The organism is Streptomyces sp. NBC_01288 (assembly GCF_035982055.1).
GTDB lineage: Bacteria > Actinomycetota > Actinomycetes > Streptomycetales > Streptomycetaceae > Streptomyces.
In genome coordinates, this window is sequence record NZ_CP108427.1 from 683,715 (window position 1) to 709,381 (window position 25,667).

At 70.6% G+C, this 25,667-nt stretch carries 21 protein-coding genes; 9 read left to right on the plus strand and 12 right to left on the minus strand.

What is annotated here, in order from left to right:
* Positions 1-7: 7 nt before the first annotated feature.
* From OG194_RS03125 to OG194_RS03150, 6 genes are all read right to left on the minus strand, one after another.
* Positions 8-1,846, minus strand: coding sequence for a hypothetical protein (locus OG194_RS03125; protein ID WP_327399266.1), 1,839 nt, complete (start codon positions 1,844-1,846; stop codon positions 8-10).
* 51 nt (positions 1,847-1,897) lie between these two features.
* A complete protein-coding gene (locus OG194_RS03130; RefSeq protein ID WP_327399267.1) occupies positions 1,898-3,616 on the minus strand; it encodes a hypothetical protein in 1,719 nt (572 codons plus the stop codon).
* 2 nt (positions 3,617-3,618) lie between these two features.
* Positions 3,619-4,521, minus strand: a complete 903-nt coding sequence (locus tag OG194_RS03135) for a carbohydrate ABC transporter permease (protein ID WP_327399268.1) — start codon at positions 4,519-4,521, stop codon at positions 3,619-3,621.
* A complete protein-coding gene (locus OG194_RS03140) occupies positions 4,518-5,432 on the minus strand; it encodes a carbohydrate ABC transporter permease (protein ID WP_327399269.1) in 915 nt (304 codons plus the stop codon). Before OG194_RS03140 ends, OG194_RS03135 begins: the two co-directional genes overlap by 4 nt.
* A gap of 119 nt (positions 5,433-5,551) precedes the next feature.
* On the minus strand, positions 5,552-6,874 hold the full coding sequence (locus tag OG194_RS03145) for an extracellular solute-binding protein (RefSeq protein ID WP_327399270.1): 1,323 nt from the start codon (positions 6,872-6,874) through the stop codon (positions 5,552-5,554).
* A gap of 278 nt (positions 6,875-7,152) precedes the next feature.
* Positions 7,153-8,298: an ROK family protein gene (locus tag OG194_RS03150; protein WP_327399271.1), complete on the minus strand. Its 1,146-nt coding sequence runs from the start codon at positions 8,296-8,298 to the stop codon at positions 7,153-7,155.
* Between the two features lie 284 nt (positions 8,299-8,582).
* On the opposite strand from OG194_RS03150, the gene OG194_RS03155 reads away from it, so the two are divergent.
* The 5 genes from OG194_RS03155 (at position 8,583) to OG194_RS03175 (ending at position 15,173) form a co-directional block, all read left to right on the plus strand.
* Complete coding sequence (locus OG194_RS03155) at positions 8,583-9,482, plus strand: N-acetylglucosamine kinase (RefSeq protein WP_327399272.1); 900 nt, start codon at positions 8,583-8,585, stop codon at positions 9,480-9,482.
* Between the two features lie 220 nt (positions 9,483-9,702).
* Complete coding sequence (locus OG194_RS03160; protein ID WP_327399273.1) at positions 9,703-11,631, plus strand: phosphatase PAP2 family protein; 1,929 nt, start codon at positions 9,703-9,705, stop codon at positions 11,629-11,631.
* A 92-nt stretch (positions 11,632-11,723) separates the two neighbouring features.
* Positions 11,724-13,448 carry an ArnT family glycosyltransferase gene (locus OG194_RS03165; protein WP_327399274.1) on the plus strand — a complete coding sequence of 575 codons (1,725 nt, stop codon included), beginning with the start codon at positions 11,724-11,726 and terminating at the stop codon, positions 13,446-13,448.
* A 67-nt stretch (positions 13,449-13,515) separates the two neighbouring features.
* Positions 13,516-14,436, plus strand: coding sequence for a MurR/RpiR family transcriptional regulator (locus tag OG194_RS03170; RefSeq protein ID WP_019064418.1), 921 nt, complete (start codon positions 13,516-13,518; stop codon positions 14,434-14,436).
* Between the two features lie 362 nt (positions 14,437-14,798).
* Positions 14,799-15,173: a hypothetical protein gene (locus OG194_RS03175; RefSeq protein ID WP_327399275.1), complete on the plus strand. Its 375-nt coding sequence runs from the start codon at positions 14,799-14,801 to the stop codon at positions 15,171-15,173.
* A gap of 267 nt (positions 15,174-15,440) precedes the next feature.
* Here OG194_RS03175 and OG194_RS03180 read toward each other — a convergent pair whose 3' ends face one another.
* The 3 genes from OG194_RS03180 to OG194_RS03190 form a co-directional block, all read right to left on the minus strand.
* Entirely contained in the window at positions 15,441-16,094 is a 654-nt protein-coding gene (locus OG194_RS03180; protein ID WP_327399276.1) for a peptidoglycan-binding domain-containing protein, read from the minus strand.
* A gap of 81 nt (positions 16,095-16,175) precedes the next feature.
* Complete coding sequence (locus tag OG194_RS03185; RefSeq protein WP_327406964.1) at positions 16,176-17,009, minus strand: hypothetical protein; 834 nt, start codon at positions 17,007-17,009, stop codon at positions 16,176-16,178.
* 80 nt (positions 17,010-17,089) lie between these two features.
* Entirely contained in the window at positions 17,090-18,214 is a 1,125-nt protein-coding gene (locus tag OG194_RS03190; RefSeq protein WP_327399277.1) for a substrate-binding domain-containing protein, read from the minus strand.
* Between the two features lie 177 nt (positions 18,215-18,391).
* Here OG194_RS03190 and OG194_RS03195 point away from each other — a divergent pair, with 177 nt between their 5' ends.
* The 3 genes from OG194_RS03195 (at position 18,392) to OG194_RS03205 (ending at position 22,629) form a co-directional block, all read left to right on the plus strand.
* Positions 18,392-19,072, plus strand: coding sequence for a TetR family transcriptional regulator (locus OG194_RS03195; protein WP_327406965.1), 681 nt, complete (start codon positions 18,392-18,394; stop codon positions 19,070-19,072).
* A 150-nt stretch (positions 19,073-19,222) separates the two neighbouring features.
* A complete protein-coding gene (locus tag OG194_RS03200; protein ID WP_327399279.1) occupies positions 19,223-19,636 on the plus strand; it encodes a Zn-ribbon domain-containing OB-fold protein in 414 nt (137 codons plus the stop codon).
* A 206-nt stretch (positions 19,637-19,842) separates the two neighbouring features.
* Positions 19,843-22,629, plus strand: a complete 2,787-nt coding sequence (locus OG194_RS03205; protein WP_327399280.1) for a hypothetical protein — start codon at positions 19,843-19,845, stop codon at positions 22,627-22,629.
* A 100-nt stretch (positions 22,630-22,729) separates the two neighbouring features.
* Here OG194_RS03205 and OG194_RS03210 read toward each other — a convergent pair whose 3' ends face one another.
* From OG194_RS03210 to OG194_RS03220, 3 genes are read right to left on the minus strand one after another with little or no spacing between them, the layout of a single operon-like run.
* Positions 22,730-23,200: a DUF1003 domain-containing protein gene (locus tag OG194_RS03210; RefSeq protein ID WP_327399281.1), complete on the minus strand. Its 471-nt coding sequence runs from the start codon at positions 23,198-23,200 to the stop codon at positions 22,730-22,732.
* Between the two features lie 37 nt (positions 23,201-23,237).
* On the minus strand, positions 23,238-23,624 hold the full coding sequence (locus OG194_RS03215; RefSeq protein ID WP_327399282.1) for a PPOX class F420-dependent oxidoreductase: 387 nt from the start codon (positions 23,622-23,624) through the stop codon (positions 23,238-23,240).
* 10 nt (positions 23,625-23,634) lie between these two features.
* A complete protein-coding gene (locus OG194_RS03220; protein WP_327399284.1) occupies positions 23,635-24,393 on the minus strand; it encodes a type 1 glutamine amidotransferase domain-containing protein in 759 nt (252 codons plus the stop codon).
* 166 nt (positions 24,394-24,559) lie between these two features.
* Here OG194_RS03220 and OG194_RS03225 point away from each other — a divergent pair, with 166 nt between their 5' ends.
* Positions 24,560-25,549, plus strand: coding sequence for a hypothetical protein (locus OG194_RS03225; protein WP_327399285.1), 990 nt, complete (start codon positions 24,560-24,562; stop codon positions 25,547-25,549).
* The last annotated feature ends 118 nt before the right edge of the window (positions 25,550-25,667 follow it).

The window sequence follows — 25,667 nt, forward strand, 5'->3', positions numbered from 1 at the left end:
GGGGCCCTCAGGCCCGCAGGGTCAGCTCCGGCTCGGCGTGGGCATCGCCCGCCGGGTCGCCGATCACCGCGGTGAACGCCTCCGTGCGGACGGTCAGCGTCAGACCGTCCTCGCCGGTCTCGAAGGCGGGCGTGAACTCCCCTGCTCCCGGGCCGTACCGTACGGCGAACACGTGCAGGTTCTCCGGCGCGCCCGGTGCCGGGTCGGCCTCCAGTGCCGTGGAGCCGACCAGGTGGCTCCAGCCCTCGTCGGGGTTGCCGTAGCCGCGCGGGTCGGCGGCGAGGGCGAACGCCGCCTGTTCCTGGGTGAGTTCGGAGCGGGCGTCGAAGTGGTCGACGCCCTCGCCGGTCGGGTGGGTGAGACGCAGGGTGCCCGCGGAGGTGACGTCGCCCTCGGCCGTCCTGCACACCCGGCCCCCGTCGTCCGCCGCGTAGGGCAGCCCGGCCAGCAAGTACGGTGCTCCGTCGAGGCGTTCGAGGATCACCGTCATCCACAGACGCGTGCCGTCGGTGACGTACAGGGACTGGATGTGCCGCAGGACGTGGTCGCGGCCGACGACCGGCTTGGTGACCAACTTGGCGGTCAGGCCGTCGACTTGGAGGTCACGGACCCGCACCTCGCCCATCGGGCGGCACAGCAGGAAGCCGTCGAGCACCGGGCCGAAGCCGTGCTGCCGGTTCACGGCCGCGGGCAGGTAGTACGTACCGTCCGCCTCGACCAGTGACGGAGTCATCTTGCTGTCGAAGGCCACCGAGACGGTTCCCGAACGGAGTTGATGCCGGGCGGCGGTCGTGGACGGTGTGCGGTGCCAGCGCGTGGTGTCCTGGATCTGCCAGACCAGCATCCACGCGAAGTGCCCGTCCACTCCCCCGTCGGGCTTGACCGCGTGCCGGGCCCAGCGGCTGTCGCCCCGGTAGCGGCCGATGTCCGAGCCGATACGGCTGCCGAAGTAGCGCAGGCCGAGGACCGATTCGAAGGCGGAGTGCTGTTCGCTGTAGCGGGGACCGCCGTTGTCGAAGCCGCCGTTGGTGAGGCGGGCGTCGATGTAGCGGGCCAGCGCCTCCCCGTCCTCGGCGAAGACGTCCTCGCCGCTGACGATGTGGGCCTGTGCGAGGAAGGAGAGGGAGATCGGGCCGTAGTTGTTGTCGTACGCTCCGCCGTGCTCGGGCGGGAGGAGGGCGCCGCGGTCCCTCACGCGGTGGGCGCGGATCTCGTCGCCGTACACACGGAGTGCGCGCACTCGGACCAACTCCCCCTCTTCCGGAGAGAGATGGCGGGCCAGCATCAGTCCGCCGACGACGCAGCCGATGGCCTGGTTGCCGGCCTCCTGCGGGTTGAAGAAGGTCGTCTCGGTGAGCCAGCGCCAGTAGCCGTGGGCCAACTCGACGAGCGCGGTGCGCTGTTCGTCGTCGACGAGGCCGTCCGTCGCGTCCAGGATGTTGACCGCCTGGAGCAGCGCCCATGCCGTGCTCGGCCAGTCGCCGATGGGGTGGGCACCCGCCTCCAGGACGTAACGCGCGTACTGGAGGCCGGAGTTGCGCACCTGAAGGTTCGGGTAGCCGGGGTTGTCCTCCGTGTAGACGCGCTCCCGGAGGTGGAAGGCGAGGCTGCGCCGTACCGCCTCCGGCAGGCGGGGGTCCTTGCCGCGCTGCCATGCGAAGGCCAGCAGGGACGTGATCCCGAGCGAGGTGTCCCCGATGTCGTCGTAGCAGTCGGGGTGTTCGAGGTTGCCGTCCGGCGTGACGCGTCGCAGGGCCTGCTCGACGACGTCGGCGAGGACCGCGTCGTAGGCCTCCGGGGTGTCCGGGAGGTCGTGCAGCGGGCCGCGCTGGTGGAGGAGGTGCACGGGTGGATCAGCCCTTCATGCCTGAGGTGGCCATGGCGTGGGTCGTCGGGGTCAGGAGACGGGTGCGGGGCGGCGGGCGCGGAGTGCGACGGTCAGTGTCTGGGGGCCGCTTCCACCGATGTAGACGCGGTTCCCGGTCGTCGCGTCGGTGCCGCCGACCACGGTGTAGTCCTGGCCCGGGTCGTACCGTAGTACGTCGCTCCGGTCGGGCCCGGCGAGGGGTTCGCCTGCCTCGACGTCCACGTCGACGCGGATCTCGTCGTCACCGACGCGGTAGGTCATCGGGCCGGTCGTCAGACACCAGCGGCCGTCGCCGATCGGGACCGCGCCCTCGGCAACTCCCCCCGGCCGGAAGGTCAGTTCGAGGGCCCAGGGCACCGATGGACCGCTGATGTCGATCCGCAGGTCGGCGCCGTCGTCCCGCAGGTCGACCTCGACCCGGGTCGTGTGGGAGACCTCGTCCTGAGGGCGGTCGGGGAAGGCCATCGCCGCGGAGAAGCGGCCCTCGTCCACCAGGCGGTAGGCGCCGTCGTCGCGCCTCCGGTCCTTCGGGAGCGGCTGGTAGTAGGCGGTGGTGAGGGTTTGGGTGAGCCGGTACCGGTTGTCGGCGAGCTGTTCCATGTCGGCGGCACGGAACGGGCCCAGGTCGAAGAACACCCGCGAGAGGCGGACCGCGTCGAGGACGGCGGCACCGGCGAACAGGCGCAGGAAGGTGGGGTTGCAGGCGAGGCCCGAGCGGATGCGCCGGTGCTCGGGCACGTCGGAGCCGCCGTACACCACGGTGTGCGTGGTGGACGAGACGTGTGCGGCGAGGCGTGCGGTGGGGAGGTACCGGTCGCGCGGGAGCTGCTCCGCGTCCGGGGCCGGCAGGGCGCGGCACAGATCCGGGGTGAGGAGGGTCTGGGCGAGCAGGTCGGGGTCGTCGATGCCGTCGGCGGCAGCCAGGCGGGCCACGCGGGCGAAGTCGCCCCGGCCGGTGCGGATCGCGAACAGCCGGTAGTGCGGCAGGTAGGGCCACAGCGCGAACGAGAGCCTCTGGTCCTGGCGGCGCGAGTGGACGGTCTCCACCGTGCCGTCCGGTCTGACCAGGTCCAGGGTCGCGGCGAGGTTGCGTTCGACGGCGTCCAGCAGGTCGGTACGCCCGAGCACCTCCGCCAGCAACAGCAGCGACGGGTTGGTCACGATGGACGCGTAGACGGCACTGCGTTCCGAGTACAGGCCCTCCGTGTCGCTGTCGACGCCCTCGGCGAGCCACTCCTCGACGCGGTCGAGCAGCCGGTCGTCGGGGAACGACCGGTGCAGACGGGCGAGCGCCGCGCTCAGCTCCCAGCGGTGGTTCGGGGTGTGCACGCCACCGGTCAGGAGACTGGCGGTGGCGGCGCCGACGATCTCGGCGAGCACGGCCGTCACCTCGCCCAGTTCCGGTCCCGCGTCGGCGGAGAGGACGTACGCGTCGCACACGTCGTTGACGGTGAACGCGGAGTCGGGCGGTGACTGGACGTTGTCTCCGCCCGCGAAGAGACCGGAGGGCGTCTGCACGGCCCGCAGGGCGCGGAGCTGGGTCGTCGCGGCGGCGACGGCGCGCCCGCTGCCGTGCAGTGCCGAGTCCGGGGAACGGTAGGCCGCGATCAGGGTCTTCACCCGGCGCGCCAGACCACGGTGCGGCACACCGGCGGGTTCCTCGTCGGGGCCTGCCGCCAGCGGGGCGGCCGACCGGTCGGCGGCGCGGGCCACCGCGCGCACGAACTCGTGGTCGAGCGGGGTGCCCAAGGTCAGTCCTTCAGTCCGGCGTTGATGTCGGCGCTCATGACGTAGCGCTGGAACACCAGGAAGATGATGATCAGCGGGATCATGGAGATGACCGAACCGCCCAGCAGCACCGACCAGTTGATGTTCTGCGCGCCGACGAGGCTCTGGATGCCGATCTGCACGGTGAACTTGTCGGGGTCGTTCAGCATCAGCAGCGGCCAGATGTAGTCGTTCCACCGCCACTGGAAGGACAGGATGGCGAGGGTCAGCATGATGGGCCGGGAGATCGGCACCATGATCCGCAGGAAGATCGACAGCTCACGGGCGCCGTCGATGCGCGCGGCCTCGACGAGTTCGTCGGGGACCGTCAGGAAGAACTGGCGGAACATGAAGCAGCCGGTCGCGGTGAGCACGGCCGGGAGGATGATGCCGGCGAAGGAGTTGTAGAGGCCGAGGTTGCGGACCACCAGGAACTCGGGGGCGAGCATGACCTCGGACGGCAGCATCGTGGTGGCCAGGATGCAGAGGAAGAAGAACTTCAGCCACCTGTTGTTGTACTTCGCCAGCGCGTACCCGGTGCAACAGCTGACACCCACCGTGAGGATCGTCGTGATCACGCACACGAGGGCCGTGTTGATGAAGTACTGGGAGAAGTTGGCGCTCTCCCACGCCGCCTTGTAGCCCGACACGGTGGGGTTGTGCGGAAGCACCGTCAGCGGAAGGGAGAACAGGTCCCCCGCCGGCTTGAAGGAGCTGAGGACGAACCACGCGACCGGCAGTCCGTAGAGGGCCGCCAGGATCCACAGCAGTGTCGTCGCGGGTACCGCGCGCCGAAGCCCACCGTCGCGCTCGTTGCGTCGCTGCCTCTTGGAACGGGTCCGGACGGAATCGCCCTCGGCCGGACGCGGCGTGTCTGTGGTTGTCATCGGTTCTCCACCCGTCGGTTGACGATCAGCTGGATGATCGCGACGGCCATCAGGATGAGCATCAGCACGAACGACGCGGCGCTCGCGTAGCCGATCTGGCCCCGGTTGAAGCCGGTCTGATAGATGTACTGGACAAGCAGGTTGTTCGAGGTGCCCGGTCCGCCGTTGTTGAGGGAGACGAAGAGCGGGTATTCCTTCATCGCGTTGATCGTGTTGAGCAGGATGACGATGAAGGAGGTGGGCGCGATGCTCGGCAGGGTGATGCTGATGAACTGGCGCCAGGGTCCCGCGCCGTCGAGCGAGGCCGCCTCGTAGTAGGACACCGGCACGTTCTTGATCGCCGCGATGAACAGCAGCATCGAGAAGGCCGTTCCCCACCAGGCGCCCGCCATCACCACGACGCCCAGCGACAGGTCGGCGTTCGACTGCCACGGGACGGCACTTCCGCCGAGCTTCTCGATGACGTAGTTGATCAGTCCGAAGTTCTCACCGAACAGCCACCGCCACAGGACACCCACGACGATGGGCGAGATGAGCCACGGGATGAAGAAGACGACACGGGCGACCGACGCACCCTTGGCCTGCTTGCTCACCACGAGGTTGGCGATGAACAGCGAGAGCACGAAGTTCAGCGGGACGACGAGCACGGTGTACAGCAGCGTCCGGGTCAGCGCGTCATAGAAGGTGGAGTCCCCGAACAGGTTCTGGTAGTTGTCCAGCCCGATGAACTGGAACGCCCCCACACCGGTGTAGTTCGTGAACGAGTAGACGAGCCCGATCACCGCCGGCCACACGAAGAACAGCGCGAAGAGCACGACATTGGCCGCGATGAGGACGAGCGGCGCGAGTGTGTAGGTGCTACGTCGTTTCCTGGGCGGCCTCACGGACACGTCCGCGGCGCTATTTGTCATCTTCCTGACTTCCGTGCTGGTGGAATGGATCGCTGTGGGCTCACGTCATGAGCCCGGCATCACGTGGGCGACCGGGGCGGGGCGGCGGTGACCCCGCCGCCCGGCCCCCGGGCCCACGATCAGCCGCCGACCGCCGTGTTGTAGCCGTCCACGATGTTCTGCAGGGCCTTGTCGGCCGACTGCTGGCCGTTGATCGCCTTGCCGAGTTCCGTCTTGGTCGGGTCCTCGGTGAGGCTCTTGCCCTTCAGCACCCAGTTCGTCTGCGCGTTGTTGAAGTAGCCCGAGATCGGGGCGTAGAGCGGGATCTCCTGGTTGTAGAGCTTGAACGCCGCCTGCGCCGCCGCGGACTTGAAGGGGTACTTCGGGGTCAGACCGCTCTCGACCGGGAGGAACCCGGAGGTCTCGACCAGCTCGGTGTAGTTCTTCGGCTCGTACACCCAGGACATGAACTTCTGCGCTGCGGTGGCCGCGGCGCCGTTGTTGTTGAAGCCGACCATCATGCCGCCGCTGTTGACGTCACTGGCCTGCACCGGCTGCGCGGGGGTCGGGACGCTCGCCCAGTCGAACTTCTTGATGCTCGTCGCGAAGGCGGGAACCTGCCAGACGCCGGACCAGTAGGCGACCACGTCACCGCTCTGGAACATGGCGGACGGGTCGGCGCCGCTGGTCCACACCGACTTCGGCATGACCTTGTCGTCGTTCAGTCCGACGAAGTACTCCACGGCCTTCTTGGTCGCGGCGTCCGCCGAGAACTTGCCGGAGGAGTCCGCGTGGACGTACTTCCCGCCCATCTCGTACACCATGGCGCGCAGCCGGGACGGCGACTGGTCGAACGTCAGGGAGTACTTGGCGCCGGTCTTCGCGCGGACCTTGTTGGCCGCCGCGATGAACTCGTCCCAGGTCCAGGTCTTCGACGGCGAGGCCGGGACGGCGACGCCGGCCTTCTTGAACAGCGACTCGTTGATGAACAGGCCGGACGCGGTGACGTCCGAGGGGATGGCCAGCACCTTCCCGGACGAGTCCTTCGCGAGGAAGTTCGAGTTGATGTTGTAGCTCTTGTTGTTCGCGATGGACTTGAGGTCGATCAGCTTGCTCGACCAGATCGGGTCCAGCGAGGGCACGTCCGCGACGTCGGGCAGGGAGTTCGCCTGCGCGGCGTTGTGCAGCTTCGTCGCGTACCCGTCGTAGGGGATGTTGACGAGCTTGACCTTGACGCCGGTTTCCTTCTTGTACTGCGCGACCAGCTTCTTCCAGCCCGCGTCCTGTCCCGGAACCGTGGAGATCCAGAACGTCAGCGACTTGGCGTTGCCGCCGGAGCCGGAGCCCGACCCACAGGCGGAGAGCAACAGGGCTCCTGCCGCGGTCGCGGCAGCGAGGGGAACCAGGCGGCGCATGCCGCCGCGGCCGAGTCGGCTGGAGCGCCGCACACCCACAGTGGTCATCTTCGATCCCTTTTTCGTCGTAGGAGACGGAGCACGGCGCCGACCGATGCGGCACGGGTGCATTTTGCAGGAAAGGTCGCTTTCCGGGGGCACGGCCTCGCCCGGCCGCGTCGTCCACGCGGGGCGAGCTCCCCGGCCGTCCTGGCCGTCACCGCACAAGCACACCCTCGTGCGGTTGCCGTACGTCACGTACGGGCTGAGAAGGCTCACCCCAAGTCGGCGTCCCGGCCGACTTAGAAAGCGCTTGTCCGGACATTGGCAGACCAAGTCGGAGGCCGTCAATCCTTCGCCCCCGCACCATCGGTCACGGTTTGGACTCCTCTGGCGACCGCGAGCCGGGCCGCGCCCACCACGGTGCCGAGATCACCGACCGTGCTGCTGACCACCTCGGTGGGCCAGCTCAGCCGCCCCAGCTCGGTCCGTACACCGGGCAGGAGCTGCGGGTCCGTGCCCGTGCTGCCCCCGAGGACGATCAGTCCCGGGTCCAGTACGGCGGCCACGGCGGCGGCCAGTCGGCCCACGTCGGCGGCGTGCCGGCCGACCAGTGCGCTCGCTGTGTCGTGTCCCTGCCGGGCGAGGGCGAAGAGCCGGTCCGCACTGCCGGGGCACGGCTCGCCGGTGTCCGGCCAGGCGGCCGCCGCCCGGCGCAGCAGCGAGCGGGCGCCGACGTACTCCTCCAGGGCCTCACGGCGCGGTTCCACGGCGTCGTCCCAGGGGTAGGGCAGCCGGGCGAGCTCACCGGCCGCGCCGTTCGCGCCGCGCAGCACCTGGCCGCCGACGACGATGCCGAGGCCGATACCGACGCCGATCCGCAGATAGCCGAAGGAGAGGCGGCCCCGGGCGGCGCCCTCGTGCAGTTCGGCCAGGGCGGCGCAGTTGACGTTGTTCTCCAGGTGGACCGGCACACCCGGCGGCAGGGCGACCGTCATGGCGTCGAACACCGGGCCCGCCTTGGCGGTCGCGGGGCGCATCCCCGCGCCCGCGCGGTCTCGTGCGGCGACGTCACCGACGGCGACGACGACGGTGCGCAGCGGGGTGTCGGCGGGCAGCGCGTCGAGGGCCTCGCGCACGGCGGCGGCGGCGTCCTCCCGGGAGCCGGTGGCCTCGGCCAGCAGGGTCCCGTCGAGGGCGCAGCCGCGCACCCGGGTGAGGGCGGGGCCGAGGTCGACGGCGAGTACGGCGCCGGCGGCCGGGCCGAGGCGGTAGACGGCGGCGTTGCGTCCCGTGCCGCCGGAGGCGGTGCCGGAGTGGGCGGCGAGCCCGACGTTCTCCAGCTCCACGACGGCGGAGGACACCGTCGGCTTGGACAGGCGGGCCAGGCCGGCGAGCTGCGGCCGGGTCGCGCTGCCGGCTCTCGCCAGCACCTCGAACACCGCGCTCGCGCTCTCGGTCAGCCGGGCCGCCCGCGCCACGACGTGTTCCACACTTCCCCCAGTTCACAGGCCGTTTTCCCGGTGGGTGTCCGGGGGATGCGGCGATGGGATGTCCTGACGTCACGCGGGCCCGGACAACGGTCCCTGTGACCGAGTTCGCGATGACTCTTGACGCACTGTACTTCGTTAGTTAACTTCCTAACGAACGTCACGGTACTCGCCTGCCGTGGTCCGTCAGAAGCCCGTCCCGGGGCTTCCCTAGTGCTTGAACTGCCGTTCCCCCGGACACGGTTCGCCCAACCGTCGCAGCACTGCGCAACGACGAAAGAGGTTCCGTGCAGGACTTCACGCCCCTCGTGGTCGGCATCGACGTGGGTGGCACCAAGACACATCTGCGCGCGTGCGCGGACGCGGATGTCGTCGCCGACCACATCCGTGCGAGCAGCGGCTGGCGGCCGCACGAGCCCGCGGCCGCCGCCGACTGGCTGACCGCACTCGTTCGTGACGCCCTGCCCGCCCGCACGCGCCCGTCCGCGGTCGCCGTGGGCGGGCACGCCTGTGAGACACCCCGCCAGTGCGCCGGGATCCGTGCCGCGCTGGAGGAACGTCTCAAGGTGCCCGTACTGGTGGTGGGAGACGCCGAACTGCTCGTCCCCGCCGCCGGGTTGGACAAGGGGGTCGGCCTGGTCGCCGGCACCGGTTCCGTCGCGGTGGGCCTGCTCGCCGACGGCGGCCGGCTCCAAGTGGGCGGCTGGGGCGCGGTGTTGGGTGACGAGGGCGGAGCCGCCGGACTCGTGCGCGAGGCGGCCCGCGCCGCCTGGGCCGCGCACGACCGCGGCGAGGCCCCGGACGAACTCGCCCTGGGACTCGTCGAGGCGTTCGGGGTGGACGAAGTGCCCGCTCTGGGGGCCGCTTTGGAAAGCGCTTCCGACGTCTCCGCCGACTGGGGGCGTCACGCCCGTGTCGTCTTCACCGCGGCCGACGCGGGCTCGCTCCTCGCCCGTGAGGTGATAGCCGAGGCCGGCCGGTCCCTCGCCGCGCTCGTCGTACGGCTCGCCGAACGCGGCGTCCCCGTCGACGACGTGGTGGTCTCGGGCGGCACCGTCCTCGCCCAGCCCCGCCTGTACGACGCCCTCACCGCCGCGCTCGCCGAGCGGGTGCCGGGGGCGCGGCCGTGGCCCATTCAGGTGCCGCCCGTCGAGGGCGCCGTGGCGTTGGCCCGATCGATCCTGTGAACCGCACGGCCCCCGTTCACCCGGGGGTCACGCCGTGGACGCCGGACCCCCTCCGACGGGACACGGTCCACCGTAAATCTTCGCACGTACGCACCAGTTGACGTATGCGCTTTCCCCCGTCGTACGGTGCACCCCGAACCACAGCCGATCGCACGATCCCCTCCCTGGTCGCACGACCTCGCCGGCCTCATCGGCCGTAGAACTCAAGAGAGGCACACCCATGCCGTCACCCGCCGGGCAGCGCACGAACGCCGTTCGACCCGCTGTGAACAGACGTGGTTTCCTCAAGACCTCGCTCGGTGCCTCGGCCGCCGTGGTCGCCGCGCCCACGCTGGTCAGCTGGCTGGCCACCGCGGACGCCAAGGCCGCCACGGCTCCGCTCGCGTTCGTGGACGACTACAAGACGAACGTCATCGCGAACCTGACGCCCGAGACCAACGCCGTGGTCCGGGTCCTCGGCGGCATGGCGCAGATATGGAAGACCGGCGCCGCCTGGAACACCGGCACGCCGCTGCGTCCCGAGATCCTGCGCGCCAACATGCGGTACTGCGCCGACCTCACCACGCACCGCACCGAGGCCCAGGCGAAGGAGGCGTTCCTCTACGACCGCCAGCACCAGAGCTACGCGATGATCGCGGGCCTGGGTCCGCTGGCCGACCTGTACAAGTCCGGTGCCCTGGCGGTCACTTCGATCACCAGCGCCCCGGACGGCACGCCCGCCACCAAGATCGACGACGCCGTCCCGGCCGGCGCGCCCGCCGGTGCCGCGCTCGGCGCGGGCTCGCACGACTCCGCGCTCGGCAAGGTGGCCGAACTCGTCGACACCCTGCGCGGCAACTACGCGTCGGGCAACCCGGGCAAGTACGCCTACCAGTACCCGCGTCCGTACCGCATGAACGAGAAGAGCGAGGTCGTCGACACCGGCACCGTCGACGCGCTCGGCTTCCCGGTCTACGACTCGAAGGTCGTCGTCGCGCCCCAACTCCTGCGCCAGCGCAGCACGTCACCGGTGGACGACGGCGGTTTCCCCAGCGGTCACACCAACGCCTTCCACCTGGCGGGCCTCGCCTACGCGTACGCCGTACCGGAGCGTTTCCAGGAACTGGTCACCCGCACCTTCGAGTTGGCCCACACCCGGATCATGGCCGGCATGCACTCCACGGTCGACGTGATGGGCGGCCGCATCATGGCCACCGCGCTGGCCGCCGCCACGCTCGCCGACCCGGCCAACGCCACGCTCAAGGCCGCGGCACGCGCGCAGGCCCTCGCCTACTTCGAGGCGAAGACCGGCACGACGGCGGACACCCTGTACGCCTACGCCCACGCGGCGACCACCGCGACCGACCCGTACGCGGACCGGACCGCCAACTCCCGTCTGGTGAAGCCCAAGTTCACCTATGTGCTCACCCGCAGCGGCCGCGACAAAGCGCTGACCGTGCCCAAGGGCGCGGAGGTGCTGCTGGAGACCCGGCTGCCGTACCTCGACGCGGCGCAGCGACGCGAGGTGCTGCGCACCACCGCGCTGCCGTCCGGGTACGTCCTGCTCGACGGCTTCGAGCAGTGGGGGCGTCTCAACCTCTTCGCGGCGGCGGACGGTTACGGCTCCTTCGGGTCCGACGTCGTCGTCGCCCTCGACGCGGCGGCCGGTGGCTTCGGCGCGACCGACGCCTGGCGCAACGACATCGACGGCTGCGGCGGCCTGACCAAGCAGGGCACCGGCACGCTCACCCTGACCGGGCACAACGCGTACACCGGCGGAACCGTGCTCAAGTCCGGTGCGCTGGTGGCCGGTTCGGCGCACGCGCTCGGGCACGGTGACGTGAGTGTGCTCGGCGGGGCGCTGCGGGTCTCGGAGTCCGTGCAGATCCACGACGCCTACACCCAGCAGTCCGCCACCCTTGAGGTCACGCTCCGCTCGGGTCACCAGCCCGCCGTCGAGGTCACCCGGCGCGCGACGCTCGGCAGGGGCAGCACGCTGACCCTGCGGTTCGACGCCGAGCACCCGCCGCTCGCGGGCTCCACGGTGCGGGTCCTGAGCGCCTCCTCGCTGCGCGGCCAGTTCGACAGCATCACGGTGAACTCGGACAAGCTGCGGGCCGTACCCGTGTATACGGCGGAAGGTCTGTCGGTACGACTCCTGAAGCGGTGACGCCCCTGGTGGCGGGAGCGATGCGACAGTAGGGCCATGACCCGGCCCCCGCCCGCTCCCGCCACCGCGGGGCCGGCCTCACCGCAGGGAAGATGATGGCGCGCGAACAGCACTCGGTCCTCGACCCCGACACGCTCGACGACGGCGGCGGGGACTCGCCGCCGCGCGCCGACGGCTCGCGGTCGGCACGCCTCCACGCCGGGCTGCGGCGCCGTAAGCGCTGGCTGTTGCCCCTTCTCGTGGTGGCCCTTCTCGCGCAGATGGCCGCCGTGATGGTCACGACCGCCGTACAGCAGACACCGACCATCGACGAGCCGGTGTACGTGGCCACGGCCACCGTCTATCTGCGCGAGCACAGCCTCGACTACAACCCCGAGCACCCGCCCCTCGGGAAGCTGCTGATCGCCGCCGGAGTCGCGATCGCCGACCCGCACTTCGACGCCGACTACAAGGGCGACCAAGGCGAGTTGGGCCGCCATCTGCTGTACGAGTCGGGCAACGACCCCTGGCGGCTGATGTTCTGGGCCCGACTCCCGGTGATCGTGCTGACCCTGCTGTTCGGGCTGGTCGTGTTCGCGTTCGCCCGTGAACTCGTGGGCCCGGCACGGGGGTTGGTGGCCCTCGCGCTCTACGCGTTCTCGCCGGATGTCATCGCGCACGGTTCGCTGGCCACGCTGGACGTGCCGCAGGCCGGCTTTCTGCTGACGGCGGTGTGGCTGCTGTGGCGGGCCAGGCGACGGCCGCGGCTGTACCTGCCGCTCGCGGGGGCGGCGCTCGGGGCCGCCGTCGCGACGAAGATGAGCGCCCTGCCCGCCGTACCGGTGCTGATGCTCCTGGCCGTCGCGTCGGTGTGGTCCGCCCGCCGCCCGGTCGAACGCGCCGCCCGGCTGCGGGTGCTGGCCCTCGGGGCGGCGGGCGCGGCCGTGGTGGCGGTGGTGGCGCTCGCCGTCGTATGGGCGTCGTATCTCGTCGTCGATCCGCAGCTGCGGTTCACGTCCACGGAACCGGTGCCCGTGATCCATGGGCTGCGCGGGCAGTTGGTCCCGCTGCTGCCGTTCCCGCGCGCGTTCCGGGACGGGATGCTCATCCAGTTCGGCATGGAGGACTACCCGTGGCAGGGCTTCCTGTTCGGGCACCTCTACACCGGGTCGCACTGGTACTACCTGCCGGTGGCCCTGATGGTGAAGACCCCGCTCGGCATGATCGCGTTGTGGGCGGCGGGTGCCGTAGCGGTCGTGGCGGTACGGCGGTTGCGGCCGGCGGCGCCGTATCTGCTGGTCCCGACCGCCGTGCTGCTGGCCACGGCGATGGACGGCTCGCGTGACTTCGGGACCCGGTACGCGATCTTCGTGCCGATGTTCCTGGCGGTCGCGGCGGCCTGTGTGCCGGCGCTGCGGTGGCGGTGGGCCGCGCTGTCCACGGGGGTGCTGGTGGCGTTCGTCGCGGTCAGTTCGCTGCGGACGTTTCCCTACTATCTGCCGTACTCCAACGAGGCGTTCGGCGGTCCCTCGAAGACCTATCTGCGGCTGCACGACTCCAACGTGGACTGGGGCCAGGACCTCGGCCGCCTCGCCGACCGGCTGCGCGAGAGGTACGCGGGCGAGCGGATCTGGCTCGTCTACAAGGGCAGTGGTGTGCCGTCGTACTACGGCATCGAGTCGGCCGATCCGCGCAAGGTAGGGGTGCGCGATGTGCACGGGCTGTTGGTCGTCTCGGACACCGCGATCGACAAAGCCCGGGGAAAACTGGCCGAGTTGATCGACAGCAGTCGTCCGATCGATCGAGTCGGTCATTCGATCACCATCTACCGGCGCTGATCACTCTCTGGTCACAACGCTCTGTGAGCTATGTTGAGTGGCTGTGGGAGACAAAGGAGGCGCACCGGTGCCATCGCCGCAGCAGGCACGCGCCCAGGCATCCGTGATCACCTCGGGAAAAACCGACCCGGAAGTCGGCGCGGCACCGACGTCCCAACTCAGGGAACTCTTCGACGGGCCACGGCTGTCACCGGGCCAGCGGCGCATCGCCCAGTATCTGATCGAGCACATCACCGAGGCGGCGTTCCTCTCCATCACCGATCTCGCGGAACGCGTCGGCGTCAGCCAGCCCTCGGTGACCCGGTTCGCCGCGGCGGTCGGCTTCAGCGGTTACCCGGCGCTACGGGAGCGGCTTCAGGCGATCGCCCTGCGCACCCTCGCGGGCGGCCCGGCGGCCGAGGAGAACCGGAGCAACGAACTACAGGCCGCGGTCGACGCCGAGATCGCGAACCTGGAGAACCTGCGCCGGGACTTCGCCGACCCCGACCGGCTGATCGAGGTCGGCCGCGAACTCTCGGCGTCCACCCCGCTCACCGTCCTCGGCCTGCGCATCTCCGTGTCGCTGGCCGAGTACTTCGCGTACGCGGCGCGCCGTATCCACCCCGACGTACGGCTGGTGACCCGCGGCGGCAGCGTCGCCTACGACGCGATCCTCCAGTCCCGCGAGGCAGGCGGCACCTGGCTGCTCGCGTTCGACATGCCCCGGCACGCGCACGAGACGCTCACCACGCTCAGGGTGGCGCGCAGCGCAGGACTCAAGGTGGCCCTGGTGACCGATCTGGCGCTCGGCGCGCTGGCCGACGAGGCCGACGTCACCTTCGCCACCGGCACCGGCTCCCGCCTGGTCTTCGACTCGTACGCGGCACCCGGCGTGATGGCCTCCGCCCTGCTCCAGGCCATGACGGACGCCGATCCGGAGCGGACCCAGGCCCGCCTGGAGGACTACGAGCAGATCGCCGAGCAGCATCAGTTCTTCATGCGGGACTGACCCGCCACTCCCCCTCATACGAACTCGAACCGGGATGACTACGCCCATTTCGCGCATGAATGTTTTCATACGCCTTGCAAAGTGGACGGCATATATAAATACTGCTCACGGATCGCACCCGCCCCGAGAAAGCCCGGTCCGCCCATGCGCACCTCCGCTCGACCCGCCGCGCCGGCGACACCCGCTTCCCGGGGCCCTCTCACGAGCACGCCCAGCCGCCGTCTCCTACCCGCGTCGGCGCCGGACGTGTTCGGTAGGGCATCGCCTCCGCGAGCGCCCAAGGCGGCCTCGGTCATCCCCTGGGCCGGGGCCGCCTCACACCGTCGACCCACCCGCGACGCCGCACACCGGGAAGCGATGACATGCAACTGACCACCACGCGCATCAGCCAGGACTGGCCCTGTCAGGTCAAGACACCCGGCAGCTACGACTGGGAGCGCTCGGCGGCCAAGTGGCTGCGCGAGCTGGTGCCGGCCCGCTACGCCAGCTACCCCGCGTTCATCCGCCACCCCGTCCTGCTCGCCCGCCACGCGCAGATCCAGGTCCAGCACGAGATCCGGGTGGCCCGCACCGCGCTACAGACCGCGCGGTCCGACCTGCCCGGCATCGGCCTGCCCGAGTCGGTCATCGAGCACACCATCAAGCTGTACGCCGCCGAGGTCCTCCAGCTCCAGCACATCGCGCGCAGCGTCCGTGCCGTGACCGAGGCGCTGGTCGGGCACAGCACGGGACGCTGACCTCAGCGCCGGCCGGGGTCAGTCCTCGTCGCGGTGCCGCCAGTACCAGAACACGCCCACGACGAGGGCCAGCAGCAGGACTCCGGGCAGGATCAGACCAGGAACGCGGGAGCCGCTCATCGGCGTGGCCTTCGGTTCGGAACGGGCACGACACCGCCGACCTGCGACGCCGCGCTGTCCATGATGAGGCTCTACAGCCCTACCACCACCGACTTTCCCCGGGCCTTGCCGCGTGTTCGAAACCCCGGGTGCTCGAATCCCGTACGCCTACTGGCCGTTGTCGAGCGTCGTGCGTGACTCCAGGTCCTTGCGGGTGTCGTCGCCGTACACGCCGTTCTCGTCGCCCCGGATGCCGTACCAGACCTGGAAGCGGGCGACCGCGGCCGTGAGGGTCGCGTCGTACTGACCGCTGGTGGAGCCGTTCTCGTAGACGTTGGGGATGAGCAGGAGCCGCTGCTCCAGCTCCTTCACCTCGGAACCGCTGTCGCCCTCGCGGAGGGTGCCGGCGCCGTCCGGGTCGGCCGTCGCGCTGACGGTGGCGGACGCCACCGGAGTCGGTGTGCTGACCGGCTGGGCCGTGCTGGCCTCCCCCTTGCCGGGGAGCAGGAGGGCACAGGCGAAGCCGACCAGCGCGGCGGCGCTCACGCCGACCACGATCGCGGCCCGGCGCAGACCGGGCCCGAAGGGACCGGTGGTGGTCGGCAGTGGGCGCAACTCGCTTGGTACGGGCGGGAGTTCCTGGGTCTCGGCCTCGGAGCCGAAGATCGGCCTGGGCACCGGCACGGACTCGAAGACGGAGGAGTCCCGGCGAGGCTCCCGCATCAGCGCCGCGAGATTGTCCGAACGGCGGCGGCGCAGGACACGGGCGGGTTCCAGGACCGGGCCGCCGGGCGACGATCCCGGTTCGGGCGGTGTAGACACACTGCTCTCCTTCCGTTCCGCGCGCACGGATGTCCGCCATCCCCCTGGAGAGATACGCGCGCGCGGCCACCGGAGTTCAGCTCAACCGCACGCTCGCACGAACCGGTGCAGGGAGGCTTTCAGCGCGGCGACGAAGGCGTCCCGCCGCGCGTCGTCGAGCGCCTCCAGGGAGAGATACGGGTTCAGGTCCTCCAACTCGACCAGGAGCAGCCGGCCGTCCGGGGCGCGGCAGGCGTCGACGCGCTGGATGCCGTGGTCGACACCGTTCCAGTCGATGAACCGCTGCGCGAACTCCAGGTCCTCGGGGGCGGGTTCGTAGGGTTCCAACTGCCAGCGCTTCTCGGTGTCGGGAGCGTAGAGGGCGTACTGGAAGTCGTGGTCGACGAAGTAGAAGGACACCTCGTACGAGAAGTCGACGCAGGGCTGGACGAGGACGCTCCCGTCGGCCAGGGCGGGCAGGCGGTCGGCCTCGACGATCTCCAGGCCTATGGAGTCGGCGCCGAGTTTGGGCTTGACGACATAGCGGTCCGCGCGGGGCAGCAGGTCCAGGTCCTCCACGCGGTCGACGGTCGGGATGACCGGGAACCCGGCGGCGCTCAGGTCGAGGAGGTACTGCTTGCCCGCCATGTCCGCCCGGCCCGACAGCTGGTTGTAGACCCGGGCCCCGGTGCGGAGCGCGCGCTCACGGAACGCGTCGTACGCGGCCTGGTACCCGAGGACGGGACCGCTGTTGCGGACGACGACCGCGTCGAAGCCGTCCATCAGCGCGGCCGCGTCCAGCGGATGACACAGCGCCAGGTCGAAGTCCTCGCGCAGCCGGGAGGTCAGGTCGATGTCCTCGTCGCAGTAGCGGCGCCCGCGCGCTGGGTAGGCCAGGTCGGTCACGTACAGGATGCGGGGGCGGGCGGGAGGTATGGAGGGCATGCCGGTTCTCCTTGGTCGAGAGCGTTCACCGAGAACGTTCGCGCGGAATGATCAAAACGGTCGGCCCGTGATCAGTGGGCGAGCGTTTTGGCTCCGCAGGACGAGCGGATCCTCAACTCGGGGAGGAGTTCGACGTGTTGACGCGGGGCCGGCCGGCGTCCACTCCCGCGCTCGGCGAGCCGTTGCAGGAGAAGCTTCGCGGCCGACTCCCCCACCGCTCGCTTCGGCGGGGCGACGGCGGTGAGCGGTACGTCGGCGAGCGGGGCCACCTCGTCGTCGTAGGCGATGAGCGCCAGGTCGTCCGGGACGCGGATGCCGCGCGCCTGGAGTCGGGGCACGAGCACGATCGCGTCCTCGTCGCTGTGCACGAGGGCGGCGGTGACTCCGCGCTCGCGGACGGCGTCGACCAGGTAGTCCACGCTGGAGTCGTAGTCGCCGTGTTCGCGGACGGACGGGGCACCCCGGGCGTCGTCGAGACCGAGGGAGCGTACGGCCGACCTGTAGCCCGCGCTGATCTGCGCGGCGTGCGGGCCGTCCTGGAGTACCGCGGTGATCCGGTGATGGCCGAGGGCGGCGAAGTGGCCGACGGCGACCGCGGCTCCGTGGGCGCGGTCGGTGCGCATCCGGTCGAGGGCGGCGGCGGGGTTGCCGGGCGGGGCCGAGCGTTCGACCAGGACGGTGGGCACTCCCCGGTCGAGAAGCCACTGTTCCTGGCCGCCGACGGGCACACCGCCCGGCCAACTGGGTGCGACGAGCAGCCCTTGCGCGCCGCCCGCGAGGAGGTGCCCGGCCTGGACGGCGTCCTCCGTGTCGACGTATCCGGAGACTCCGAGCACCAGTCGGCCGCCCTGCGCTGTCACGGCCTCCCGGGCGCCGCGCACTATGCCGGCGAAGATCGAGGCGGTGGTCGGCACGATCATTCCGATCACGACGCCCTCGGCGGAGGCAGTGGACTGGGCGGCCTCGGCGGACTCCTGTCGCGCCGCCCGCACCCTGACCTTGCTCTCGCCGCCCGGCCACACCACCGCGCCGTGCAACCGGTGCACCCGGCCCTGGCCGGCCAGCACCTCCACGTCACGCCTCAAGGTGACGGCGGAGACGCCGAGTTCGGCCGCGAGCTCGGCGACCCGCAGACTGCCGCGCTCACGGACGAGTTCGAGCACCCGCTCATGGCGCTGGTCGACGTGCGGTCGCATGGGTCCCCCTGAAGGTCAAACTGGTCGCGGTCACTCTATGCGGCGGATCGTGTCGATCGTTTTGATCGAACCGGTCGCTCCCGACCCCCGAGGGGACTCAGTCCCCATCTGGAGCGCACTGAGTGCCATCGGCGTCGGCCTGGTGCTACGTTCCCGTCCATGAGCTCCAAGCCGCCCATGCGGGACGCCCTGGTGGCGGCCGCCTTCCAGTTGTTCCTGGAGCGGGGCTACGAACAGACCACCATCGACGACATCGTGGCGCTGGCCGGGGTCGGACGGCGGTCGTTCTTCCGCTACTTCCCGTCCAAGGAGGACGTGGTCTTCCCCGACCACGAGCGCTGCCTGGCCGACATGACGGCCTTCCTCTCCTCCGGCGGCGACGAGCACGAACCCGTGCGACGGGTCTGCGACGCGGCCCGGCTCGTGCTGCGGATGTACAACGAGAACCCGACCTTCTCCGTGCAGCGTTACCGCCTCACCAAAAAGGTGCCGGGCCTGCGCGCGTACGAGTTGTCGGTGGTGTGGCGCTACGAACGTGCCCTCGCCGACTATCTGCGCGGGCGCTTGGCCGGGCGGCGCGACGGCACCCTACAGGCGGACGTGATCGCGGCCGCCGTGGTCGCGGCGCACAACAACGCCCTTCGTTCCTGGCTGCGTTCGGACGGGCAGCGCGACGCGGGTGCCGAGGTGGACCACGCTCTGGGGTATGTGCAGTCCGCCTTCGGACACCCTCCGGTACGGGCCGTCGGCGTACACCAGGAGCAGCGCCCCGAGGACGTCGTGGTGGTCGTCTCCCGGCGTGATGCCCCCATGTGGCGCGTCGTCCAGGAGATAGAGTCCGCGTTCGGTCGGGGCTGAACCTGAAAAGCCAAGGGTACGCAGTGTCTTTACGCTTGGCACTGAGTGCCATACGCTGTGGTCGTGCACGGTGGCACGGCAAGCCGCGCACATGCGTGCACGGCCTGGCCGGGCACGCGGGATTCCGGCCGAGCGCAGGGAGTTGACAGCGTGTACCACCACTCAGGATTCGCGACCCGTCCGGCAGTCGGCTCCCCGGCGGGCCTCCTCGATCCGCCCACCGCGGACGGCGACACCATCCTCTTCCAGCGCTGCACCTGGTGCGGTACGGCCATGTACCACCGCCTGTTGTGCCCGGTCTGCCAGGGCGGCGACCTGCGCACGGAGCGCAGCGAGGGCAGCGGTACGGTCCGCCACTCCACGGTCGTGCACCGCAACACCCCCGCCGCCCGCAACGTTTCACTGATCGAGATGGCCGAGGGCTTCGTGGTGCGCGGCCGGGTCATAGGCCCGCCCATCGGCATCCACAGCGGCGACCGCGTCCGGCTGTCCACGGCCAAGGACCCGGTGCGCGGCGAGCCGGTCTTCCAACTCCTCGACGAGCCCTACCGGGCCTGGCACTGACCCCGGACCACCGACCTCGCGCGCTCCGACCGACGAGCGGTGACTGAACGACCGTAGCGCGAAGCCGAGTTCGGGCCCGGCCGACGAAGATCGGCCGAATCCTCCTCCACAGGCAACCCACAGGCCCTGCTTCCCGTCCTCCGGGGCGCGAGAGGCTCCCGTGACACACGGGGCGCCTGAGCCTGGGGTTCGAGGAGGAGAACACATTGTTCCGTGCCCGGCGAATATGGGTCACGGCCGCGGCGGTGCTCGCGGTGGCGGGAGGGGTGTCCGGGTCGGCGCAGGCGGCGCCACCGTCGGACGTCGGACCGTTCACGGCGACGGCGGCGGCCAACGACGGCAAGCTTCCGCCGGGTTGGCGGATCACGGGGAAGGGTTCCGCGCAGCAGTTGGTCTGGCGCTCGGGTACGCGGGTGCCCATGGGGGACGCGCGCGTCGAGTTCCACGCCGGGGGCCGGCTCCTCGGTGTGCCTAGTCCGGCGAAGGACGGACGGACGTTCCGGCTCGGCCTCGGTGCCGTCGCCCCCAAGCAGCTGACGGACCTTCAAGTACTTGCCGCGGGCAGACGGTTGGACGCCGCCGGTGACAACGGCAGCTCCGGCAAGGGACGTTCAGAGGTCGCCGCGCAGCCCGCGGCCCCGCTCCCGGCCGGCCCGATCGATCCCGGCAAGCCGGGCACGTACCGTACGACGACCGGCGAGTACACGCTCGACTCGGTCCGGCTGCCCGGGTATCCGCAGCCGATCGAGATGCGGGCGGTCGTGGTCGCACCGAAGGGCGCCACCGGCAAGCGGCCGCTCGCGCTCTTCCTGCACGGCCGGCACTACACCTGCTACAAGCCCGGCACCGAGGACATCACCGGCGACTGGCCCTGCCCCACCGGCCTCAAGTCGGTCCCGAGCTACCGGGGTTACCTGCGCGACCAGCAACTCCTCGCCTCCCAGGGCTATGTCACGGTGTCGATCTCCGCGAACGGCATCAACGCGCAGGACGCCGATGCCGAGGACGCCGGCGCGCAGGCCCGTTCGTCGCTGATCCGGCAGCACCTGGCCCACTGGGCCGACTGGTCCGCCCACCCGGAGACCGCCCCGGCGGTCGTACGGAACGCTCCCCGGGCCGACCTCTCCCGCGTCCTGCTGATCGGCCACTCGCGCGGCGGCGAGGGCGTCAACCGCGCGGCGATGGACAGCCTCTACCCGCCGCCGGCCGCCCAGGACGGCTATCACGGCCCGGTCCGCTGGAAGATCCGCGGCACGGTCCTCATCGGCCCGACGATCTTCGGCCAGAACCCGGTGGCCGACGTCCCGTCGGTGACGATCCTGCCCGGCTGCGACGGTGACGTCTCCGACCTCCAGGGCGAGGTCTACGTCGACGGCACCCGCGGGGTCAGCCGGGGTACCGCCCTGCACAGCGCGGTCTACGTCGAGGGCGCCGACCACAACTTCTTCAACACCGAGTGGACGCCGGGCCAGGCCCAGGCGCCCGCCGAGGACGACTTCTACGACGACCCCGACCAGCGGGACGCGGTGTGCTCACCGGGTGCCGCGACCCGGCTGACCGCCGACCAGCAGCACAAGGCCGGCTCCACCTACATCGCCACGGCCGCACGGCTGTTCATCGGCGGCGACGACCGGGCGCGCCAGCTGCTCGACGGCTCCGGCCGCCGGGCGCCCTCTGCCGACCCCGCGCGGGTCCTCACCCACGCGGTGGGCGCGAACCGTGGTGCCGGGTTCCTGCCCGACGGTCAAGTCACCGTCTCGGGCGGCAAGTTGTGCTCCGCGGTGGACCCCGACCCGGCCGTCGCCTGCCTGAGCGACGACTCCAAGGGCAGCTCGCCGCACTTCGCGCAGTGGGAGGCCACGAAGGAGGTCGGCCGCCGCGCCGTCGCGCTGCGCTGGTCCGCCGCCGGTTCACCGGTGACGGTCCGTCCGAACAAGCCCGTCTCCCTCGGCGGCGCCAAGGGCCTCGCCCTGCGCGTGATCGTGCCGCCCAACACCACCGGCACCCAGCTCGACGTGTCCGTGACCGACACCTCCGGCCACCGCGCGACCCTCGGCCGGGTCCGCGTCGACGGCCTGCCCGGCACCCAGCGCACCGCCTCCTACTGGGCCCGCGAGGTCCGCGTACCGCTGGCCGCCGCCTCGCACGCCGGGCTCGACCCGCGCCACATCAAGTCCCTTGACCTGACCCCGCGTTCACGCTCCGGCCAGGCCTGGCTGATGGACGCCTGGGCCTGGCGCCCCGGCACTCCGGCGGTCACCTCGGCGCCGCTCCCCCGCGTCGACATCGGCCGACTCTCCGTCAAGGAAGGGGACTCGGGCGTCAAGACGTACCGCGTGCCCGTCCAGGTCTCCGGCCACGGCAGCGGCCAGGTCCGGGTCTACGTCAGCAACCCGGCCACCGGCCAGGACACTTCACGGCTGGTGACGGTACGGCCCGGCGGCAACGCCATCGACGTACCGGTGAAGGTGGAGGGCAACACCCGCTTCGACTACGGCGTCCAGCACGACATCTTCGTGAAGGCGGTGCACGGCGCGGTGGTCGGCGCCCACCGTGGCGGGGTGACCACCGAGAACGACGACCCGATGCCCACGTTCACCGTCACGCCGATCGCCGACCGGGTCACCGAGGGGCAGCCCCTCAAGTGGAAGGTGACGCTGTCCGCGCCCGCCGACGTGGAACTCAACCCCGCGTTCCTCGTCCAACCGATCGCCTCGGGCCCGGAGTTGTCCACCCTGGACGTCGACCCGCAGTGGCTCAGCGAGAACTCCGGTGAGGAAGCCGCGCCGGAGCGCCCGCTGTCCAAGGTGCTGGGCCTGTTCCTCTGGACGTCCGTCCCGGCGGGGCAGCTCAGCGGGGAGATCAGCGTCCCCACGATCACCGACCGGGTGACCGAACAGCCCGAGTCCGTACGGTTCCTGGGCGTGGACGAGAACGGCGACCCGCAGAGCGGCGGACCGGAACTGACCGGCACGGTGCTCGACGCGTCGTAGCGGAAAGTCGTAACGGACCGTCGTAGCAGAACGCCGTAAGAAGTGAAGGGGCCGCAGCGCGTAAGCTGCGGCCCCTTCATCGTGTTCATCGTGCGGGTGCTCAACTCGGCTTCTGTGTGCCGCCGTTCATCTTGGCGCGGTTCTCGGTGAGGAGTTCCTGGACGCGTTGTTCGACCTCGCGGGGGTCGAGGCCGAGGGCGGCGCCGATGTGGGCGGACCAGACCTCGGAGCGGAGGTTGGTCTCGAAGTCGAGGTCGGCGCGGACGTTCTCGCGGGTGGCCTGGCGGTTCTGGCTCACCATGACGAAGGTCGACAGGAAGATGGCCTCCAGGCTGACGATCATCGTGAGCAGCCCGTACGGGTACGGGTCGAATATCCCGGCCTGCCCGAGGAGCCCTTCGTTGAGGGCGATCCAGACGGCGAACCACAGCGCGTGGATGTAGACGAAGAGCATGGTGCCGGCGAACGCGGTGATCGCGTCGGCGACCCGGTCCTGGGTGCTGCGCATCCGGGCGAAGACGACGCGCTCCTGCCGCAGGGGCAGGTCGGCCGGGTTCAGCGCGGGGTCCACGGGCGCTCCCTGGGTTCGGTGTGCAAGGGGATCGTCCTCAGGGTGCGAGCGTCACGCGGATTCCGATGGTGCCGTCGAGCCCGCGGCGCAGCCGGCTGCCGAGGAGCGTGATGCGCCCGGTGAGACCGTACTTGCGGGTGATGAGCTTGCGGTAGCGGGCGGTGGTCTCGGCGTCGCAGATCTCGGCGGTGCCGGGTACCTGGTTGCCTGTCGGGTTGCCGCGCAGGTCACAGGGGCCGACGAGGACGTCGGCGCGGGCCCGGATGCGCTTGACCTTCCAGGAGTCGGCGACCGTCCAGACGCCGAGGGTCTCGCCGTCGCGCACCACCCACACCGGGGTGGCGACCGGGGAGCCGTTCTTGCGGTAGCTGGTGATCAGCAGGTACTGGCCTGCGCCGAGCCGGTCCAGCGGGGTCTCGTCCATGGTCGGCAGTCTAAGCACCCGCCGGTGCCCGCAGGAGATCGAGATACCGCCGAGCGAAAAGGTAGGCGTCGCCGGGCCAGCGAGCCGACAGATAGGCGCCGTCCCGCACGGCGAACGCATGCGTGTCGTCACTCGCCGTACCCCGCCGGGTGAGCTCCGTGGGCCCGCGCTCGAACTGCGTCCCCGGCTCGTCGAGAGCGGCCCGCACCTCGTCCTCCACATAGGCGGGGTAGGTCCGGTAGTAGCGACCCAGCCGCCAGCCGGTGGTCAAGTAGGCAGTACGTTCCATGTACTTGGGCAGACAGGTCGTACGGCGTCCGGCGATGACACTGCGACCGGTGTCCGGGTCCTGGGTACGGGCCAGTACGAGAACCCCGTGACAGATCGCGCCGACCGGACGGCCGAGCTTCCAGAACTCCCCTACCCTGGCGCTCAGTTCAGGGGATCCCAGGTACTGACGCATACCGGGCGCGTGCCCACCGGGCAGCAGCAGTCCGTCGAAGCGGGTCACGTCCAGGTCCGCCCACGCGACGGTGGCACTGAACTCCGGCGCGGCGGTGAGCTGTTGGTAGAACCGCTTGGGTTCGTCCTCGGCACCGAGCTGTCCGAAGAGCACGCCGGTCAGCAACCGAGGGTCGGCGGCGGGCAAGGTCCCGGCCCGCTCGGTGGCGAACACGACCTCATGCCCGGCATCGGTGAGCAACCGCCACGGCACGGCGACCTCGGTGACATCGAAGTCCCGGTCGGGGACCGGCATCAGCACGCGCATGGAGTCATCATGGCAGCCGGGGCGGGTGTCCATGACAGCACGGCGGCCCGGCTCGTTTCGGCACCGACGCCCCGCTCACCGCAACGCATCCACCGCCAGGGGATTCGGTTCACCGGACGTGTCCTGCGGGATGCTGGTCATGAGGCACAAGACAGGGGGATGTGCGATGACCGGGAATCCTGAGAACGGCGCCCTGATGGAGATCGCCTGCGACGAGTCCGGCTCGGACGGCGAGAACCTCACCGGCGGGAACACGGACGTCTTCGCCCATGCGAGTGTGCGGCTTCCCGTGGAGACGGCCGCGGAGTATGTGCAGGAGATACGGCGCCGGATCCGCTCGCCGGCGACGGAGTACAAGGCGAACCATCTACTGCGGGACAAACACCGGGCGGTGCTGGAGTCGTTCCTCGACCCGGCCGGACCGTTGCGCGGCGGGAACGCCCATGTGCACCTGATCGAGAAGACCTTCTTCATCGTGGACCGCGCCGTCGGCCTACTGCTCGGCGAGGACGGAGACGGCGATGGCGACGAGGCGGTCACCCTCTTCCGGGAGGGGCCGCTGACCTTCGGCGAGCACGGCTGGCGGGACTTCCTCGCCGCCTCCAACCAACTCCTCCGGGTCAGGAACGACGCCGCGGCGACCGTCCCCGCCGACGTCTTCTTCCGCACGGTCGACACCCTGCGCGACGAGTACTCCGGTACGACCGCGGGCGTGATCGTGGGCCGGCTCGCGGCGGCCCGGTCGCGCGCGGAGTCGTACCGGGAGCGGATGCGGGACTCCCCGGTGCTGTTCCCCGTCCTCAATCCGCTGCTCCCCGCGATCGTCAGCACCGCCCGGTACTGGCTCGCCGGTGGCCGGTCCGTCCGCCTGGTGCACGACCGGCAGAACATGCTCACCCCGGAACGGATCGCCTGGATCATGGAGTCGGCCCCGCTGAGCGACGTACAGCTCGTCGCCGCCCGGTCCGACGCCCGGGTGCAGTTGGCCGACTTCCTCGCCGGTATCGCCCGCAAGCTGGCCTCCGACGAGCTGAACGGCCGCGGCGACCCGGCCCTCACCGCGCTGCTGCGCCCGTACATCGGCACGGATTCCGTCTGGGGCGACGCGGGCAGCGGGCTCCGGCTGGGCACCGCCGAGGCCAACTCGGCCGTGTAGACCGCTCGTTGGTCGCGCGAGCTGAAGCCGATCCTCCGTCCGGTGAACACGGGAGTGCTGGGCCACGTATGGAGGAAGGGCACTCAACGACCGGAGAGTCCCGCGGTGTCGCACCGCA